The sequence below is a fragment of the Serratia sp. TSA_198.1 genome (genome assembly GCF_052686505.1).
The window spans coordinates 232850-252428 of the sequence record NZ_JBQZFP010000003.1 but is presented as its reverse complement, the minus strand read 5'-3'; the positions used below and the strand labels follow the sequence as shown (position 1 = coordinate 252428).

At 58.2% G+C, this 19579-nt stretch carries 16 protein-coding genes; 10 read left to right on the top strand and 6 right to left on the bottom strand.

All coding sequences use genetic code 11. From position 1 onward, the window contains the following. The first annotated feature begins 155 nt into the window (after positions 1-155). The 5 genes from ACUTSW_RS15765 (at position 156) to deoD (ending at position 6091) form a co-directional block, all read left to right on the top strand. Positions 156-1421 (top strand): NupC/NupG family nucleoside CNT transporter, encoded by a 1266-nt coding sequence (locus ACUTSW_RS15765; RefSeq protein ID WP_325987350.1) that lies wholly within the window; start codon positions 156-158, stop codon positions 1419-1421. Between the two features lie 373 nt (positions 1422-1794). Further along, on the top strand, positions 1795-2574 hold the full coding sequence (gene deoC, locus ACUTSW_RS15760) for a deoxyribose-phosphate aldolase (protein WP_445584822.1): 780 nt from the start codon (positions 1795-1797) through the stop codon (positions 2572-2574). A gap of 69 nt (positions 2575-2643) precedes the next feature. Beyond that, positions 2644-3966 (top strand): thymidine phosphorylase, encoded by a 1323-nt coding sequence (deoA, locus tag ACUTSW_RS15755; RefSeq protein ID WP_445584821.1) that lies wholly within the window; start codon positions 2644-2646, stop codon positions 3964-3966. Between the two features lie 70 nt (positions 3967-4036). Beyond that, a complete protein-coding gene (gene deoB / locus ACUTSW_RS15750) occupies positions 4037-5260 on the top strand; it encodes a phosphopentomutase (RefSeq protein ID WP_445584820.1) in 1224 nt (407 codons plus the stop codon). 99 nt (positions 5261-5359) lie between these two features. Further along, complete coding sequence (deoD, locus tag ACUTSW_RS15745) at positions 5360-6091, top strand: purine-nucleoside phosphorylase (RefSeq protein ID WP_062869582.1); 732 nt, start codon at positions 5360-5362, stop codon at positions 6089-6091. Positions 6092-6251: 160 nt separating this feature from the next. Here deoD and ACUTSW_RS15740 read toward each other — a convergent pair whose 3' ends face one another. Beyond that, positions 6252-6938 (bottom strand): YtjB family periplasmic protein, encoded by a 687-nt coding sequence (locus ACUTSW_RS15740; protein ID WP_062869583.1) that lies wholly within the window; start codon positions 6936-6938, stop codon positions 6252-6254. A gap of 104 nt (positions 6939-7042) precedes the next feature. Here ACUTSW_RS15740 and serB point away from each other — a divergent pair, with 104 nt between their 5' ends. From serB to nadR, 3 genes are read left to right on the top strand one after another with little or no spacing between them, the layout of a single operon-like run. After that, complete coding sequence (serB, locus tag ACUTSW_RS15735; protein WP_013811426.1) at positions 7043-8020, top strand: phosphoserine phosphatase; 978 nt, start codon at positions 7043-7045, stop codon at positions 8018-8020. A 23-nt stretch (positions 8021-8043) separates the two neighbouring features. Continuing rightward, positions 8044-9429, top strand: coding sequence for a DNA repair protein RadA (gene radA, locus ACUTSW_RS15730; RefSeq protein ID WP_004949941.1), 1386 nt, complete (start codon positions 8044-8046; stop codon positions 9427-9429). Positions 9430-9485: 56 nt separating this feature from the next. Then, complete coding sequence (nadR, locus tag ACUTSW_RS15725; protein ID WP_445584819.1) at positions 9486-10745, top strand: multifunctional transcriptional regulator/nicotinamide-nucleotide adenylyltransferase/ribosylnicotinamide kinase NadR; 1260 nt, start codon at positions 9486-9488, stop codon at positions 10743-10745. 33 nt (positions 10746-10778) lie between these two features. Here the strand turns inward: nadR and ACUTSW_RS15720 are convergent, their stop codons facing one another. After that, the gene (locus ACUTSW_RS15720; RefSeq protein WP_445584818.1) at positions 10779-11780 is read right to left on the bottom strand and encodes a zinc-binding alcohol dehydrogenase family protein; all 1002 of its coding nucleotides are present in this window, start codon (positions 11778-11780) and stop codon (positions 10779-10781) included. Between the two features lie 98 nt (positions 11781-11878). Here ACUTSW_RS15720 and ACUTSW_RS15715 point away from each other — a divergent pair, with 98 nt between their 5' ends. Continuing rightward, positions 11879-12790: a LysR family transcriptional regulator gene (locus ACUTSW_RS15715; protein WP_062869585.1), complete on the top strand. Its 912-nt coding sequence runs from the start codon at positions 11879-11881 to the stop codon at positions 12788-12790. Between the two features lie 50 nt (positions 12791-12840). Here the strand turns inward: ACUTSW_RS15715 and ettA are convergent, their stop codons facing one another. The 4 genes from ettA to ACUTSW_RS15695 form a co-directional block, all read right to left on the bottom strand. Continuing rightward, entirely contained in the window at positions 12841-14508 is a 1668-nt protein-coding gene (gene ettA / locus ACUTSW_RS15710; protein ID WP_004949967.1) for an energy-dependent translational throttle protein EttA, read from the bottom strand. Between the two features lie 141 nt (positions 14509-14649). After that, a complete protein-coding gene (locus ACUTSW_RS15705) occupies positions 14650-15147 on the bottom strand; it encodes an OmpA family protein (protein WP_004949970.1) in 498 nt (165 codons plus the stop codon). A 36-nt stretch (positions 15148-15183) separates the two neighbouring features. Next, the gene (locus tag ACUTSW_RS15700; protein ID WP_445584817.1) at positions 15184-16431 is read right to left on the bottom strand and encodes a diguanylate cyclase domain-containing protein; all 1248 of its coding nucleotides are present in this window, start codon (positions 16429-16431) and stop codon (positions 15184-15186) included. Continuing rightward, positions 16428-17030 carry a YfiR family protein gene (locus tag ACUTSW_RS15695; RefSeq protein WP_445584816.1) on the bottom strand — a complete coding sequence of 201 codons (603 nt, stop codon included), beginning with the start codon at positions 17028-17030 and terminating at the stop codon, positions 16428-16430. The genes ACUTSW_RS15700 and ACUTSW_RS15695 overlap by 4 nt, the downstream gene beginning before the upstream one ends. 570 nt (positions 17031-17600) lie before the next feature. Between ACUTSW_RS15695 and sltY the strand changes: the two genes are divergently transcribed. Further along, entirely contained in the window at positions 17601-19529 is a 1929-nt protein-coding gene (gene sltY / locus ACUTSW_RS15690; RefSeq protein WP_445584815.1) for a murein transglycosylase, read from the top strand. The last annotated feature ends 50 nt before the right edge of the window (positions 19530-19579 follow it).

The window sequence follows — 19579 nt, the reverse complement described above, 5'->3', positions numbered from 1 at the left end:
CTTCCTGTTGTATATATTTGTGACATAAATCGGTGCGGGTGCTGCCCCGCTCCGTATAATCGCACCCCGAAATCACTCTTCAGCGGCCCTCTCGTTTCTACCGGGTAGGGATGCATTTCTTTTTCGCAACAGGGATACTTTGCATGCAACTCATCATGAGCCTGGTAGGAATGGCGGCACTGATCGCCATCGCCGTGCTGCTCTCCAGCAACCGTCGCGCCATCAAATTGCGCACCGTTGTCTGGGCATTCATCATTCAGGTGGCCATTGGCGCGTTGGTGCTGTACGTGCCGGTGGGCCGCAGCATTCTCGGCGGCATGTCGGCCGGCGTGGCTAACGTGATCGCCTACGGCAACCAGGGGATATCCTTTATCTTCGGCGGGCTGGTGTCCGACAAGATGTTCGAGGTGTTCGGTGGCGGCGGTTTCGTCTTCGCTCTGCGCGTGTTGCCGGTGATCGTGTTCTTCTCCTCGTTGATTGCCGTACTGTATTACCTGGGCATCATGCAACTGGTGATCCGCGTATTGGGTGGCGGTTTGCACAAACTGCTGGGCACCTCACGCACCGAATCGCTGTCGGCGACCGCCAATATTTTCGTCGGCCAGACCGAAGCCCCGCTGGTGGTGCGTCCGTATATTGCCACCATGACCCAGTCAGAACTTTTCGCCGTCATGTGCGGTGGTCTGGCCTCGGTGGCAGGTTCGGTGCTGGCCGGCTATGCCCAGATGGGCGTACCGCTGGAATACCTGATTGCGGCGTCGTTTATGGCTGCGCCGGGCGGGTTGTTGTTCGCCAAGCTGATGGTGCCGGAAACCGAACAAACCCACGATAAAGATGATGCGACGAAACTGATCGCCGAAGATGACCGCCCGGCCAACGTGATCGATGCGGCGGCGTCCGGCGCGGCATCCGGTATGCAGTTGGCGTTGAACGTCGGCGCCATGTTGCTGGCGTTTATCGCGCTGATCGCCTTGCTGAACGGCATTCTCGGCGGTATCGGCGGTTGGTTCGACTACCCGCAGCTGTCGCTGGAGTTGATGCTCGGTTGGGTCTTCTCGCCGATCGCCTTCCTGATTGGTGTCCCCTGGCATGAGGCGATGACCGCCGGTTCGTTTATCGGCCAGAAGATTATCGTCAACGAATTTGTCGCTTACATGAACTTCGGCGCCTATTTGCGTCCGGACGACGTGGTGGCGGCGGAAGGCTTGCAGGTGCTGTCGACACATACCAAGGCGATCATCTCCTTTGCGCTGTGCGGCTTTGCCAACCTGTCATCGGTGGCGATCCTGCTCGGCGGCCTGGGCAGCATGGCGCCGAACCGTCGTCACGATATCGCGCGCTTCGGCCTGAAGGCGGTCGCGGCCGGCACGCTCTCCAACCTGATGAGCGCCACCATCGCCGGGTTCTTTTTGGCGCTGTAAGCCAGGCAAGGTTCCGCAATGGCGCGCCAAGCCCTATTGCGGGACACCGCCTATACTCTAAGACGGGCACGCGATGTCGTGCTCGTCGTCTGCATCCGTTTCTTTAGCGAATTTGTGAACGATATCGCGTTATTTTGTGATGTTCTTCACATATAATTCCGGCCTGTTACAGTGTTATTTCATATAGTGTGACTCTGAGCGCGAATTGCCCCGGGCGATCGTGTTCAAATAGCTATTACTGACCCTGCACGATATGCAGGGCCAAGTGCGGTGAGAAGGATCTCAGTTGCCGCCGTGGGAACCCGTTCCCCAGCGCTATCTTCAAGGAACCAAGTCCGCTCGCCAACACCCAGGTTCGCAGTTGGAGAGTTTTATGACCGAATTAACCGCAGCAGCGCAACGTGCGCTGGCCCTGATGGATTTAACCACGCTGAACGATGACGACACCGATGAGAAAGTGATCGCGCTGTGTCGTCAGGCCAACAGCCCGGCTGGCCATACGGCGGCCATCTGCATTTATCCGCGCTTTATTCCGGTGGCGCGCAAGACTCTGCGTGAGCAAGGGACGCCGGACATCCGCATCGCAACCGTCACCAACTTTCCGCATGGCAACGACGATATCGACATCGCGCTGGCGGAAACCCGTGCGGCTATCGCCTATGGCGCCGATGAAGTTGACGTGGTGTTCCCGTACCGCGCATTGATCGCCGGTAATGAGCAGGTCGGTTTTGAACTGGTGAAGCAGTGCAAACAAGCCTGCCAGGCGGCCAATGTGCTGCTGAAAGTGATCATTGAAACCGGCGAGTTGAAGCAGGCTCATCTGATCCGCAAGGCATCGGAAATTGCCATCGACGCCGGTGCCGATTTTATCAAAACCTCTACCGGTAAAGTGCCGGTCAACGCCACGCTGGAAAGCGCAGAGCTGATGATGTCGGCGATCCACGATCTGGGCGTCGCCAAAACGGTGGGGTTCAAACCGGCCGGCGGTGTGCGCACGGCAGAAGATGCGCTGCATTATCTGCAACTTGCCGATCGTATTCTGGGTGAAGGCTGGGCGGATGCGCGTCATTTCCGTTTCGGTGCTTCCAGTCTGTTAGCCAGCCTGCTGACGACGCTGGGCCACAGCACCGCAGCGCCTGGCAGCGGTTACTGATCGATAACGTCGGCAAGGCGCGATGCAGCGCCTGCCTGCACCCTACATTCGCTCAATCAGGGGGATGCTTTGTTCCTGGCACAAGAAATTATTCGTAAAAAACGTGACGGTCAGCCGTTGACCGAGGCGGAAATCCGCTTTTTCATCAATGGGATCCGTGACAATGTGGTTTCCGAAGGTCAGATCGCCGCGCTGGCGATGACCATTTATTTCCACGATATGACCATGCCGGAGCGCGTGGCGCTTACCATGGCGATGCGTGATTCCGGCACCGTGCTGGATTGGAAAAGCCTGTCGTTGAACGGGCCCTTGGTCGACAAGCACTCCACCGGCGGCGTGGGCGATGTCACTTCGCTGATGCTCGGCCCGATGGTGGCCGCCTGCGGTGGCTACGTGCCGATGATTTCCGGCCGCGGTTTGGGCCATACCGGCGGTACGCTGGACAAGCTTGAGGCGATCCCGGGTTTTAACATTTTCCCGGACGACAACGCCTTCCGCAAAATTATTCAGGACGTTGGCGTGGCGATTATCGGCCAGACCAGCTCGTTGGCACCGGCGGACAAGCGTTTCTACGCCACCCGCGACATCACCGCCACCGTGGATTCGATCCCGCTGATTACCGCTTCTATTCTGGCGAAGAAGCTGGCGGAAGGGCTGGACGCGCTGGTAATGGACGTTAAAGTCGGCTCCGGCGCCTTTATGCCGACCTATGCGCTGTCGGCCGATCTGGCGCAGGCGATCGTCGGCGTGGCCAACGGCGCAGGATGCAAAACTACTGCGCTGCTGACCGACATGAATCAGGTGCTGGCCTCCAGTGCCGGCAATGCGGTGGAAGTGCGCGAAGCGGTGCGTTTCCTGACCGGCGAATACCGCAATCCGCGCCTGCTGGAAGTGACGATGGCGCTGTGCGTGGAAATGCTGCTTTCCGGCGGTCTGGCGAAAGATGACGCCGACGCGCGCGCCAAGCTGCAGGCGGTGCTGGACAATGGCAAAGCGGCAGAGGTGTTTGGCCGCATGGTGGCGGCGCAGCAGGGCCCGACCGATTTCGTTGAGCGCTACGACAGCTATCTGCCGGCCGCGACCCTGAGCAAGCCGGTTTACGCCGAAAAACAGGGCATTATCAGCGCGATGGACACCCGTGCGCTGGGCATGGCGGTGGTATCGCTGGGCGGCGGTCGTCGCCGCGCGACCGACAGTATCGATTACAGCGTCGGCCTGACCGGCATGGCGCGCCTGGGCGATAAAGTGGATACCCAGCAGCCGCTGGCGGTGATCCACTCCAACGACGAAGAGAGTTGGCAACAGGCGGCCGAAGCGGTACGCAGCGCTATGGTGCTGAGCGACAAAGCGCCGGAAGAAACGCCAGTGGTGTATAAGCGCATCACGGAATAATTAACGAATCAGGAGCGGCAGCGGCCTTTTCGCTGTCGCCCACAGCGTGAGAACACGCAGGAGAGCACAGATGAAACGCACATTTATTATGGTTCTAGACTCATTCGGCATTGGCGCAAGCGAAGACGCCGAGCGTTTTGGCGACAAGGGTTCCGATACTCTGGGCCACATTGCCGAGGTTTGCGCGCGCGGTGAAGCCAACGTTGGCCGTCAGGGCCCGCTGACCCTGCCTAACCTGAGCCGTCTGGGTCTGGGGAAAGCGGCGGAAGAATCCACCGGCACCTTCCCGCAGGGGCTGGACAGCAATGCGGATATTATCGGTGCCTACGCGCATGCGAGCGAACTGTCTTCCGGTAAAGATACGCCGTCAGGCCACTGGGAAATCGCCGGCGTGCCGGTCTTGTTCGATTGGGGTTATTTCAGCGACGAACACAACAGCTTCCCGCAGGAACTGCTGGACAAGCTGGTCGAGCGCGCCAATCTGCCGGGTTACCTCGGTAACTGTCACTCCTCCGGCACCGTGATCCTCGATCAACTCGGCGAAGAGCACATGAAAACCGGCAAGCCGATTTTCTATACCTCTGCCGACTCGGTGTTCCAGATTGCCTGTCACGAAGAGACCTTCGGCCTGGAGCGTCTGTATGAGCTGTGTGAAATCGCCCGTGAAGAATTGACCGAAGGCGGTTACAACATCGGCCGCGTGATCGCGCGCCCGTTCCTCGGCAACAAGCCGGGTGAGTTCCAGCGTACCGGCAACCGTCACGATTTGGCGGTAGAGCCGCCGGCACCTACCGTGCTGAAAAAACTGGTGGACGAGAAGGGCGGCGAAGTGGTGTCGATCGGTAAAATCGCCGATATCTACGCTAACGTCGGCATCACCAAAAAGGTGAAAGCCACCGGCATCGACGCACTGTTTGACGCGACCCTGATCGAAATGGAAAAAGCCGGTGACAACACCATCGTGTTCACCAACTTTGTTGATTTTGACTCCTCTTACGGCCACCGCCGCGACGTGGCGGGTTATGCCGCCGCGCTGGAGCTGTTCGACCGCCGCCTGCCGGAGCTGCTGAAATTGGTGAAAGACGAAGACATCATTATCTTCACCGCCGACCACGGCTGCGACCCGACCTGGCCGGGCACCGACCACACCCGTGAGCACATTCCGGTATTGGTTTACGGCCCGAAAGTGAAACCGGGCTCGCTGGGCCACCGTGAAACCTTTGCCGACATCGGCCAGACCGTTGCCAGTTACTTTGGCCTGTCACCGATGGATTACGGTAAGTCCATGTTCTAAGCCTTGTCTTTCGAGCCGCAGTCTTGTTGGCTGCGACTCGACATCCAAAGGCTTATACGTTTAACGTTTTTATTTAATACGATTTGAAGGAAGAGAATTATGGCTACGCCGCATATTAATGCTGAAATGGGTGATTTCGCTGACGTAGTACTGATGCCGGGCGATCCGCTGCGTGCAAAATACATCGCGGAAACCTTCCTGGAAAACGCGGTGGAAGTGAACAACGTGCGTGGCATGCTGGGCTTCACCGGGACCTATAAAGGCCGCAAAATCTCCGTAATGGGCCACGGTATGGGTATCCCGTCCTGCTCCATTTACGCGCGTGAACTGATTGCCGAGTTCGGCGTGAAGAAAATCATCCGCGTGGGTTCTTGCGGCGCAGTGCGCGACGATATCAAACTGCGCGACGTAGTGATCGGCATGGGCGCCTGCACCGATTCCAAAGTGAACCGCATGCGTTTTAAAGATCATGACTATGCGGCGATTGCCGACTTTGACATGGTGCGTAACGCGGTAGACGCTGCGGCGGCGCAAGGTATCCCGGCGCGCGTGGGCAACATCTTCTCCGCTGATCTGTTCTATACGCCGGATCCGGACATGTTCCAGGTGATGAAGAAGTACGGCATCCTGGGTGTAGAAATGGAAGCGGCCGGCATCTACGGCGTGGCGGCTGAGCTGTATGAAGAGTTCGGTTGTAAGGCGCTGACCATCTGTACCGTTTCCGACCACATTCTGCGTCACGAAGCCACCACCGCCGCAGAGCGCCAAACCACCTTTAACGAGATGATCGTTATCGCGCTGGAATCCGTGCTGTTGGGCGACAAAGAGTAACAATACTGCGGGCGCAGCATCCTGTTGCGCCCCTGTGCCAATCTATTCATCCTCCGCAAGGATTCTCTTCGAATGCTTTACCGTACAGGTAGTTGGCACCAGTAATCTATTCACCGATCTATTCACACATGAATAATGGCGAGCAAGTTATGCGCCTGGCTTAAGGGCGTTTCGTTTCTTCTTTATCCTGTGGCTTGTCGTCATCGTCGTCTTCCACCGTATTACCTTCTTCCAGCGGCGTATTGGCGGTCAGCAGATACGGCGATTGCTGCCAGCGGCTGCGGCGATGTTGCAGCAGAGTACGCGCCAGAATAATGCCGATGGCCAGCGCCAGCAGGATCATCAGACGCAGCAGGTTGGTGGTGTTATCCACCTGTTTGGATTCGGTCGCCAGCACGTGGGTGTCCAGCGTAATGCGGATAAAGCCTATCGGGCCGTCTTTACCCTGAATGGATTCCACCAACTGGTGATTGAAATAGCTGCCGGCACGTTTGCCGTCAAGTGACAGGCGATCGCGTATACTGATCTGTTCACCGGCGTGGGAAACCAGCGTGCCGTCCAACTGATAGACGCTGGCGTCCAGAATGCGGCTGTGGTCGGTAAGCTGTTTGAGGATGGCGTCTACGCGCTGGTTGTCGACGTCGCTGTCGTCATCGAGCAAAGGCGCCAGGCTGGAGGCCACCTGTTTGGTCAGCGTTTGCGCCAGTTCTTCCACCTGTTCGGATCGCGCCAACTGGTGACTCAGGCTAAAATAGGACGCGCCCTGCATCAATAGCACCAGCAAAGCCAGGCAAATCAGGATAATAGCGGTGCGGTGCAGGCGGAATTTCAGTTTAGCGCGAGCCATTCAGGTTCCTTGGGCATCTTGGACACTTTATGTTGCCAGAACCAATGGCGATAGGATAGCTTGATGCGTCGTTTTATCATGCAGCGTTTTTTCAGGAGTTAATGATGTCGAATAGTCTGACCTATTGCGATCTCCCGGCAGAGATCTCTCAATGGCCGGGTCTTCCCCTTTCGCTGAGCGGCGACGAAGTGATGCCGCTGGACTATCGGGCGGGCCATACCGGTTGGCTATTATATGGCAGGGAACTGGATAAAACGCGCATTACTCATTTCCAGCGCAAGCTGGGCGCGGCGATGGTGATCGTCACCGCCTGGTGCGTAGAGGATTATCAGGTCGTGCGTCTGGCGGGCACCCTCACGGCGCGCGCCAAAATACTGGCGGCGGAGAGCGGGCTGGACGTAGCGCCACTCGGCAAGATCCCTCATTTACGCACCCCTGGGCTGCTGGTGATGGACATGGACTCCACCGCGATCGAGATTGAATGCATCGACGAAATCGCCAAGCTGGCGGGTGTGGGTGATGAGGTGGCGGAAGTGACCGAACGCGCAATGCGCGGCGAGCTGGATTTTACCGCCAGCCTGCGTCAGCGCGTTGGCAAGCTGAAAGGCGCCGATGCCAATATCCTCAAACAGGTACGCGATGAACTGCCGCTGATGCCCGGGTTGATCAACCTGGTGCGCAAGCTGCAGGCGATGGACTGGCATGTGGCGATCGCTTCCGGCGGCTTCACATACTATGCCGAGTACCTGCGCGACAAACTGAAGCTGGTGGCGGTGGCGGCCAACGAGCTGGGGATCCGCGATGGCAAGCTGACCGGCGAAGTGCTGGGGCCGGTGGTTGACGCACAGTTCAAGGCCGATACGCTGGTCGCGCTGGCGGAAAAGCTGGGCATCCCGCCGCAGCAGACCGTGGCTATCGGCGACGGTGCCAACGATTTGAAAATGATACAGGTGGCCGGGCTGGGTATTGCCTACCATGCCAAACCGAAAGTGTATGACAAGGCGCAGGTGTCCATTCGCCATGCGGACCTGATGGGCGTGCTGTGCGTACTGACCGGCAGCCTGAAACACGAAGTTCGCTAAATATATCGACTAAGAGGTAATACGTGGCAAAAGCAGCAAAACGGGCGTTTGTATGTAATGAGTGCGGCGCAGATTATCCGCGCTGGCAGGGACAGTGCAGCGCTTGTCACGCCTGGAACAGCATTACAGAAGTTCGTCTGGCTGCGGTGTCCTCTTCTTCTCGCTCCGAGCGTTTAAGCGGCTATGCCGGCGATGCCGGCATCAGCAAAGTGCAAAAACTGTCGGACATCAGCCTGGACGAGTTGCCGCGTTTTTCTACCGGCTTTCTTGAGTTTGACCGCGTACTGGGCGGCGGCGTGGTGCCGGGCAGCGCGATCCTGATCGGCGGCAACCCCGGCGCCGGTAAAAGTACTCTGCTGTTGCAGGTGTTGTGCAAGCTGTCCGAGCAGATGAAAACCCTGTACGTCACCGGCGAGGAATCGCTGCAACAGGTGGCGATGCGCGCTCACCGCCTCGGGTTGCCGACCGGCAACCTGAACATGCTGTCGGAAACCAGTATCGAGCAGATTTGCCTGATCGCCGAACAAGAGCAGCCGAAGCTGATGGTGATCGACTCGATCCAGGTGATGCACATGGCGGATATCCAGTCTTCGCCGGGCAGTGTGGCGCAGGTGCGGGAAACCGCCGCCTACCTGACGCGCTTCGCCAAAACGCGCGGCGTGGCGATTGTCATGGTCGGCCACGTCACCAAAGACGGCTCGCTGGCCGGGCCGAAGGTGCTGGAACACTGTATCGACTGTTCGGTACTGCTGGACGGCGATGCCGATTCGCGTTTTCGTACGCTGCGCAGCCACAAAAACCGCTTCGGTGCGGTGAACGAGCTGGGCGTGTTCGCCATGACCGAGCAGGGCCTGCGAGAAGTCAGCAACCCGTCCGCCATCTTTCTCAGCCGTGGCGATGAAGTCACCTCCGGCAGTTCGGTGATGGTGGTTTGGGAAGGAACCCGGCCGCTGCTGGTTGAGATCCAGGCGTTGGTGGATCATTCGATGATGTCTAATCCGCGCCGGGTCGCGGTCGGCCTGGAGCAGAACCGGCTGGCGATCCTGTTGGCGGTGCTGCACCGCCACGGCGGGTTGCAGATGTCGGATCAGGATGTGTTTGTGAACGTGGTCGGCGGGGTGAAAGTCAGCGAAACCAGCGCCGATCTGGCGTTGCTGATGTCGCTGGTGTCGAGCCTGCGCGATCGCCCGCTGCCGAACGATCTGGTGGTGTTCGGTGAAGTGGGGTTGGCGGGGGAGATCCGTCCGGTGCCGAGTGGGCAGGAGCGCATTTCCGAGGCGGCGAAGCACGGCTTCAAGCGCGCTATCGTGCCGCACGCCAACGTACCGAAAAAACCGCCGGCGAATATGCAGGTGTTCGGCGTGAAGAAACTGGCGGACGCCCTGGATGTGCTGGAACAATTCTATTAATTGCCATGTGATGCGCAGAATATGCTATTTTGTTTAGCATATTAAACGGAGGGGCTATGCGGCAATTCGATTACCTGAAAGCATCTATTAAGCAGAAGAACTGTACCCTGCAGCAGGTGGCGGATGCCAGCGGCATGACCAAAGGCTACCTTAGCCAGCTGTTGAACGACAAAATCAAAAGCCCGAGCGCCCAGAAACTCGAAGCGTTACACCGTTTTCTTGGCCTGGAGTTCCCGCGCCGCGAGAAAAAAGTCGGTGTGGTGTTTGGTAAATTTTACCCACTGCACACCGGCCACATTTACCTGATCCAGCGCGCCTGTAGCCAGGTGGATGAGCTGCACGTGATTTTGTGTCACGACGAACCGCGTGACCGGGAACTGTTCGAGAACAGTTCGATGTCGCAACAGCCCACGGTCAGCGACCGTCTGCGCTGGCTTCTGCAAACCTTCAAATACCAGAAAAACATTCATATTCATTCGTTCGACGAGCAGGGCATCGAACCCTATCCGCACGGCTGGAACGTTTGGAGCGACGGGATGAAAGCCTTCATGGAACAGAAGGGCATCGTGCCGAGTTTTATCTATTCCAGCGAAACGCAGGACGCCCCGCGTTATCGCGAACACCTGGCGACGGAAACCATTCTGATCGATCCCGAACGCTCATTCATGAATATCAGCGGCCGCCAAATCCGTCAGGATCCTTTCCGCTATTGGGATTACATTCCGACCGAAGTGAAGCCGTTCTTTGTACGCACCGTGGCGATCCTCGGCGGTGAGTCGAGCGGCAAATCGACGCTGGTGAACAAGTTGGCGAACATTTTTAACACCACCAGCGCCTGGGAATACGGCCGCGACTATGTGTTCTCGCACCTGGGCGGCGATGAGATGGCATTGCAGTATTCCGACTACGACAAGATTGCTTTGGGGCAGGCGCAGTACGTTGACTTTGCAGTGAAATACGCCAACAAAGTGGCGTTTATCGATACCGATTTCGTCACTACCCAGGCGTTCTGCAAAAAGTACGAAGGGCGCGAACACCCCTTCGTGCAGGCGCTGATCGACGAGTACCGGTTTGATCTGGTGATCCTGCTGGAAAATAACACCCCGTGGGTGGCGGATGGCCTGCGCAGCCTCGGTGCGCCGACCGATCGCAAGGTATTCCAGCACCTGCTGGAAGAGATGCTGCGTGCCAACAATATCGAGTATGCGCACGTGGAGTCCAGCGACTATGAGGAGCGCTTCCTGCGCTGCGTCGAACTGGTAAAACAGTTGTTGGCAGCCGATGCCAGCCGACTGGTGGGCGCCACGACGGAATAAGCCGGAGGCGCAGCGTGCTGCGCCTCTCTTGCCTCAGTAAACAATCACCAGTTTGCCCTGCATATGCCCGTCGAGCAGCTTTTTATGTGCGGCGGTCAGGGTCTCGACCGTCAGCCCCTGCAGCGTTTCGCTCAGTGTGGTGCTCAACTTTCCTTCGTCCAGCAACTGCGCTACCTGCCCCAGGATTTCACCCTGCTGAGCGATGTCCGGCGTGGTGAACATGCTGCGGGTAAACATCAATTCCCAATGCAGTGCGGCGCTTTTCAGCTTCAACGCGTTTTGATCGAGCGGCTGCTGGTTTTCCACGATGGTGCAGATGTGGCCCAGCGGCGCAATCAGATCCGAGATCGCTTTCCAGTGGCCATCGGTATCGTTCAGGCAAAGAATATAATCCACGTTTTCAATGCCCTGCTGCGCCAGATTCCCTTTAAGATCGCGGTAATCCACCACCAGATCGGCGCCGCGCTCCCGGCACCAGGCTGCCGACTCGGGGCGCGAAGCGGTGGCAATCACCTTCACCTTGCTCAACTGGGCGGCGAACGGGATCGCCAGCGAACCCACGCCACCGGCACCGCCGATAATCAGCAGGGTTTTCCCTTCCGCCGCGTCCTGGATTTTCAGGTGCTCGAACAGCGCTTCCCAGGCTGTCAGCGCGGTCAACGGCATGGCGGCGGATTCCGCCCAGTTCAGGCTGCTCGGCTTATGTGACACGATGCGCGAATCAATCAACTGCTGAGTGCTGTTGCTGCCCGGCCGAGTGATATCACCGGCGTACCAGACTTCATCACCGGCTTTGAAACCTTTGACGCCGCTGCCCACCTCAAGCACCACGCCGCTGGCGTCCCAGCCGAGGATGCGCGGCTGTTGCAGGCCGCTTTTTTGCAGACCGGCGTGGACTTTGGTATCCACCGGATTGACCGACGCCGCTTTGACCTCCACCAGCAGATCGTATTGGCCTGGGGCCGGTTTTTCCGGGCTGATTTCAATGAAACCGGCGGGGTTTTTCGGGTCTACGGCAATGGCTTTAATTGGCATGATTGTGCTCCTTTAGAATGAATACCCTCAGTGTAGACCTCTCAGAGGAGAGTGATAAGATGGACAATAGCTAACTAAGTGTTCGTTTGAGGTGAACAATGATGTTTAAACAGCTGCAGGATATGGCGTTGTTCGCGCTGGTGGCCGAGTGCGGCAGCTTTACCGCCGCCGCCAACCGCGCCGGTTTGCCTAAATCCAGCGTCAGCCAGCGCATCAGCCAACTGGAACAAACGCTGGGTTTGCGGCTGCTCAACCGCACCACCCGTCAGCTCAATCTGACCTTCGCCGGCGAACGCTATCTGGTGCACTGTCAGGAGATGTTGTCCGCCGCCGAACGGGCCGATCTGGCGCTGCAGCGGCTGCGTGACAACCCCAGCGGCCGGTTGCGCATCTCGACGCCCGCCGGGCTGGGGGCGACGCTGGTGGCGCGGCTGGCGGCGGATTTTCAGCGCCAGTACCCGGACGTTACGCTGGAGGTTTCGGTGTCTGATGCGATGGTGGATCTGGTACAAGAGGGCTATGACGCCGCGTTCCGCACCGGTAAACCGCAGGACTCCTCGCTGATTGGCCGCCGCCTGGGGCATGCCCCGCGTTATCTGCTGGCGGCGCCGGCCTATCTGGCGCAGTTCCCGCCGCTCCTGCATCCCCAGCAGTTGCAGCAGCACCGCTGCATTGCGCACCGCGCCTGGACGGCCTGGAGCCTGCGCCGCGGTGACGAGTATTACCGCTGGCAACTGCCGATGCTGCATATCACTGACAATCTGTTGTACGCGCGTGAATGCGCGATTTCCGGTGCCGGTATCACTCTGCTGCCGGCCTTTCTCAGCCGCGAGGTGGTGGCGCAGAAACAGCTGGTGGAGGTCCTGCCGGAATGGCGGGCGGAAGGGAATGAACTGTATTTGGTTTACCCCAGCCGCAAGCTTAACTCACCGGCGCTGGCCTGTTTTATCGATGTGGTGTTGCAGCATCCGGTATTTGTGGACTATGCACAGGCACTGGATTGGGGATAATAAAAAGCCCGCAAGATGCGGGCTTGAGAGCATAGATAGCCAACCTGATGTTACTTGGTGACTTTCTTATACTTGATACGACGAGGTTCCAGTGCATCGGCACCCAGAGTACGCTTTTTGTACTCTTCGTATTCGGTAAAGTTACCTTCGAAGAACTCCACCTTGCCTTCATCCTGATAGTCCAGAATGTGGGTGGCAATACGGTCAAGGAACCAGCGGTCATGCGAGATCACCATGGCGCAGCCAGGGAATTCCAGCAGGGCGTTTTCCAGCGCGCGCAGGGTTTCGATATCCAGGTCGTTGGTCGGTTCATCGAGCAGCAGCACGTTGCCGCCAACCTGCAGCAGCTTGGCCAGATGCAGACGGCCACGCTCACCACCGGACAGTTCGCCCACGCGTTTGCCCTGATCGACGCCCTTGAAGTTGAAGCGGCCGACGTAGGCACGGCTTGGCATTTCGGTGTTGCCCACGCGCATGATGTCCTGACCGCCGGACACTTCTTCCCACACGGTTTTGGCGTTGTCCATGCTGTCGCGGAACTGATCGACAGAAGCCAGTTTGACGGTATCGCCCAGCGCGATGCTGCCGGAATCAGGCTGTTCCTGACCGGACATCATGCGGAACAGCGTGGATTTACCCGCGCCGTTCGGGCCGATAATGCCGACAATCGCGCCCTTGGGCACGGCGAATGACAGATCGTCAATCAGCAGGCGGTCGCCGTAGGATTTACGCAGGTTGCTGACTTCAACCACTTTATCGCCCAGGCGTGCGCCAGGTGGAATAAACAGTTCGTTGGTTTCGTTACGTTTCTGGTATTCGGTGCTGTTGAGTTCTTCAAAGCGGGCCAGACGGGCCTTGCCTTTAGACTGACGGCCCTTGGCACCCTGGCGTACCCACTCCAGCTCTTTCTCGATCGACTTGCGGCGAGCGGCTTCGGTTGAGGCTTCCTGCGCCAGACGCGCGTCTTTCTGTTCCAACCAGGAAGAGTAGTTGCCTTCCCACGGAATGCCTTCGCCACGGTCCAGCTCGAGGATCCAGCCGGCCACGTTATCAAGGAAGTAACGGTCGTGGGTGATCGCCACCACGGTGCCTTCGAAGTCGTGCAGGAAGCGTTCCAGCCAGGCCACGGACTCGGCGTCCAGGTGGTTGGTCGGTTCGTCCAGCAACAGCATGTCCGGTTTTTCCAGCAGCAGGCGGCACAGCGCTACGCGGCGGCGCTCACCACCGGAAAGGTTGGCGATTTTGGCGTCCCATTCCGGCAGGCGCAGCGCATCGGCGGCGCGCTCCAATTGGGTGTTGAGGTTGTGACCATCATGGGCCTGAATGATCTCTTCCAGGCGGCCCTGTTCAGCGGCCAGCTTGTCGAAGTCGGCGCCTTCTTCAGCGTACAGCGCGTACACTTCGTCAAGGCGTTTCAGGGCACCGACGACTTCGGCCATCGCTTCTTCAACCGATTCGCGAACGGTGTGTTCCAGGTTGAGTTGCGGTTCCTGCGGCAGATAGCCGATTTTAATCCCCGGTTGCGGGCGCGCTTCGCCTTCGATATCGGTATCGATACCGGCCATAATGCGCAGCAGGGTGGATTTACCGGAACCGTTCAAGCCCAGCACGCCAATTTTGGCGCCAGGGAAGAAGCTCAGGGAGATATTTTTCAGGATGTGACGCTTCGGCGGAACCACTTTGCCGACGCGATGCATGGTATAGACGTATTGAGCCACGTTGCTCTAAGCCTCTCTATATCAGTTTTTATAGGATGTCTGGCTGCGGAGTGTAGCCCGTTTCGAACACGGATCCCAGACATCATCAGCGATCGCTAAGTATAACCCTTTATGCGCCTTTAACAGGCGCATCTCGACAGATTAAGGTGTGACGACGATTGCGACGCGGCGGTTTTCCGCGCGGCCGCTGGAGGTGCGATTATCGGCGACCGGATCGCGCTTGCCCATGCCGCGAGTTTCGATATTGGCGCGCGGGATGCCTACGCTGGCCAGCAAATCGGCCACTGCGTTGGCGCGGCGCAGCGAAAGCTGGTCGTTATAGCTGTCTTCACCGTAGTTGTCCGTATGACCATCCAGACGGAACTTGGTGATACCTACGCTCATCAGCGCACGGCCCATTTTTTGGACGGTTTCGGTGCTTTCCGGATTCAGTTTGCCGATGTTGTTGCCAAACAACACCTTGTCGGAGAGGCCGAATTCCCAGCCGTTATCCGTCAGTTTGAACCCTTGAGACTGCAACAACGCGACCTGCTCGGGCGTCAGGCCCTGAGGTTTGCTCTGACACCCGGCAAGGGCGAGCAGGGCGACAAACATCATCGCCAGCAGTGAGAAACGGTTTTTCAGTGTTTGCTGTATCATAATCAAATCCCTGGTTTTAATTTTATAGCTGGGGCTTTATTTCTGTATTGCCAGCCGCCAGCCTCCGTTATAACGATGCTTTGCCTGATACATCGCATCGTCAGCTTCGTGCAAAAGACCCTGAGGCGTTACTGCATGTTCAGGGTAAAGTGCAATACCGATACTCAGAGAGGTCGTCACCGCCTCGTCGTTCGGTAAAATTATCGGTTGGGTCATGCAGTCGATAATGTTGTCGGCAATTTGCAGCACATCTTCCGTATTGTGAACCGGCGCCAACAGCACGGCGAACTCATCGCCGCCTAAACGCGCGACCAGGTCACTTTCACGCAGTTGCGCGCGAATCCGCCCGGCAATGGTGGTCAGCACCGCATCACCGGCCGCGTGACCGTAACTGTCATTCACTTCCTTGAAGCGATCGCCGTCGATAAACAACACCGCAAGTTTTTCTGTCGGCTCGATATCGCCCAGCGCGCGGCTCAGCCGGCCTTCAAAAAAGGCGCGGTTCGGTAATCCGGTCAAGCTGTCATGGGTCGCCCGGTGGGTCAGTGAATCATTTTCCTGCTTCAGGTGTGCCTGCCAGGCCTCCAGCTCATCGAGCAGGCCGTTGAAGTCGTTGCTCAGTTCGTGCAGTTCGGCAATGGGTGCCGACGGTACTCGCAGCCCAAAGGTGCGATCGCGTCGCACCACATGGGCCACCTTGGCGATATCATCCAGCGAACTGACAATGCCCAGCAGCATACGGCGGGAAAGCACCAGTGCGCACAGGGTACTGAGCACCAGGCAGGCGATCATGCCCAGCATACCCCGCAGCAGGAAACGCAGCAGGCTGCCGCCGTTGCCGCTTAGCCAGACTTTGCCGACCTGTTTGCCTTCGTGGGAGATCGGCAAGACCACCGGTTCCGGCAGCGCCCAGCGAGCGACAATCTGCTCCAGACCGTGCAGCGGACCGTCCTTGGGACGATGCCAACTGACCAGCACGTTGCCGCCGTTGTCCAGAATTTTGGCTTCCGACACCTCTTCTTTGGAAGCGATCAGCACCATCGCCTCTCGAATGTAGGGGCGATCCCCAAACACCACGGCGGCCTCGACGGTATAGCTGATGGAGCGCGCAATCAGATGCAGGTTGTGGTTGGCGTAAGCGCGCAGCGCGAACAGCGCTACCAACGTCAGGAATATCCCGGCGGTGCCGACGGCAATCAGCGCCAGCCCAAGATTTGCCCGTTGCAGCACCCGACCCAGCGTGGGCCGCGAATGCCCGGAACGGTTCTTGCGCAGCCATATCATAGCGGCGGCGCCTGTTTGCGCGCCAGCTGCAGCACGTTAGGGTGAACGCGTACGCCGCTGCGCGCCAGAGCGTCCAGATTTACTTTGAAACTGGCCTGGTCACCGTCAATCTGCAGGCAAAACGCGCTGCCGGCAGAGCATTCACCGTCGTTCTCGCTGATACTGAGAATGGAATGACCCTGAATGCGCTGTATAAAGTTTTGTTTCTGTCCGGCGTTGATATTACCCAAATAAATCACGTCACATCCGGTGTTCAGCAAAGGGCTGTCAAAGGGCACTCGCTCGGTTTTGATCGGCCGGGGAGCGCTCAGCAAAATAGGGTCGAACAGGCCTTCGGCATATTGGGTCGGCGCCGTTACGCACAGACGGATGGGGTTGGGCTCGCTGGGCCAGCGGGCATAGCTGATAATGCCGACCACGACGGTGGTGACGGCATGGGTGCGGCTGCCCGTCTCGGGACGAGCCAGCCCGGGAAACGCCAGCAACAGGACCAGAATGAAGGGGAGCAGGCGGCCGTCGTCAAGACGTGCGCAAATGAAGCTCGTGAGTGAGCTTTTTGCGCTGGCTGCTAACATCACGGCATTTTTTGCCATCTTCATCTGCCATTCCTGCCAACGTCCGCAGTACGGTAGCGGTGATCCAACAATGAGAAACCTGACCCGACCGAGGGGATAATCGTAATGCTAAGAACTGTTAATCGCACTGTGTGATGAACACTATCTAACCCATAATTGGCGCGGATTGTATTATAAGATATCTCTGTTGCGCGCTTTATGTGCCGTTTTCTCAGATTTATCCTATCTTTTTTTAACAGTATAAAACGCCTCGGGGAGTTGGCCAGGCGTTTTCTGCAAAGAAAACGGCATTGGGTCGGCAGTACGGCGATTTGCGCCATGCCTGTAGTTAATTTGTCAGCCAGGGTAAACGTTTTTTACCTGACGCCCCCCATGACGATAAACTTCTTCTTCTACAGTAGTGAATGGATAGGCGATTGCGCTGTCTATGATAGATGCCTGAGCTTATCGCTCTGCACACCTTTTTGCCCTGGCGTGTATTCCACTTCAGGGCGCGAAATACTCGAAGAACCGGTTTCTCCGGGCCTTGACCGTTGGCGTAACGCGGCAAGGGGGAGGGGTTCTGGCAACACAACCAGCGAGGAAAGAGTAAGTATGGTCAAGGTAGACAAATGGCGGCTGTTGGCGGTGGGGTTGTGCCTGACGGCATTCTCGGGCGCTGCCCTGGCGGACTCTCTCGACGCACAGCGTCAGCGTTACCTGCAAATCAAGCAGGCGTGGGACAGCAATCAGATGGATGTCGTGGCGCAACTGATGCCGACGCTGCGTGATTACCCGCTTTACCCTTATCTGGAATACCGCGAACTGACGCAGGATCTCAGCCAGGCCGGTTTCTCCGAGGTGAATGACTTTATCAAGCAGCACCCGACGCTGCCGCCCGCCAAGTCGCTGGCGCCTCGTTTTGTCAATGAATTGGCGCGCCGTGAGGACTGGCGCACTTTGCTGGCTTTCAGCCCGCAGGCCCCCAAACCGATAGCCGCACGCTGTAATTATTACTACGCCAAATGGGCCAGCGGCGATCAGCAGGCGGCCTGGAGCGGCGCGGACGATCTCTGGATGAGCGGTAAAACGCTGCCGGGCACCTGCGACAAACTGTTCAACGTCTGGCAGGGGGCCGGCAAGCAAACGCCGCTGAATACCCTGGCGCGCATGAAGCTGGCGTTAAAAGAGGGCAACAGCGGCCTGGTTAACAGCCTTTACCGCCAGTTGCCGTCCGAATATCAGACCATGGGTGACGCGCTGGTGCGCCTGCAGAACGATCCCGCCACCGTAGAGGCTTTCGCCCGCAGCGTTGGCCCGACTGACTTTACCCGGGCGGCGACCGGCATCGCTTTCGAGCGGCTGGCTCGTCAGGATGCGGAAAACGCCCGTGCGATGATCCCGAGTATCGCCCGCCTGCAGAAAATGAGCGACAGCGAGCGGTTGGGGCTGGAAGAAGCGGTGGCGTGGCGCCTGATGGGCAGCGATGCGACCTTCGAGCAGACCCAGTGGCGCGATAAGGTGATCCTGCGTAGCCAGTCTCCGACGCTGCTGGAACGCCGTGTGCGCATGGCGCTGGGCAACGGCGATCGTCAGGGCGTGGCGACCTGGCTTGCGCGCCTGCCGGCAGAATCGCGCAATAAAGACGAATGGCGTTACTGGCGTGCGAGCATCTTGCTGGACGAAGGCAAACGCGGCGAGGGTGAAGAGATCCTGCGCAGCCTGATGAACGAACGTGGCTTCTACCCGATGGTGGCGGCGCAGAAACTGAATACGCCTTATCCGGTTATGGTGGCGGTGGCGGCCAAACCCCGCGCTTCGCTGGTGGACGGGCCGGAAATCGCCCGCGTACGTGAACTGATGTACTGGAACATGGATAACCTGGCGCGCAACGAGTGGAGTTCGTTCGTTGCCAGTCGCAGCCGGCCTGAACAGGAAGCGCTGGCGCGTTTCGCATTCGAGCAGAATTGGGCCGATCTCAGCGTGCAGGCAACCATCGTCGGCAAGCTGTGGGATCACCTCGAGGAGCGCTTCCCGGTGGCCTGGTCGCAAGAGTTCCGCAGCGCTACCGATGACAAGGGGATCACGCCGAGCTACGCCATGGCGATTGCCCGTCAGGAAAGCGCCTGGAACCCGAAAGCGCAGTCACCGGTGGGGGCCAGCGGCCTGATGCAGGTGATGCCGCGGACCGCGCAACATACCGTGCAAATGTACAATATTCCCGGCTACTCAAGCCCGAGCCAGCTGCTTGATCCGAAAACCAATATTACTATCGGTACCAGCTACCTGGAGTACGTTTACCAGCAGTTTGGCCGTAACCGCATCCTGTCGTCGGCGGCTTATAACGCCGGCCCATCGCGGGTGAATACCTGGTTGGGGAACAGCGAAGGGCGCGTTGATGCGGTGGCGTTTGTTGAAAGCATCCCGTTCTCGGAGACCCGTTCTTACGTGAAGAACGTGTTGGCTTACGACGCGTTTTACCGCTATTTGATGCACCGCCCGGCCAAAGTGTTGACCGATGCCGAATGGCAGAGACGTTATTGATTTTGACGGCGCTATGGTATGCTGCTGTACTAGTTAAATAGTATGGTGGC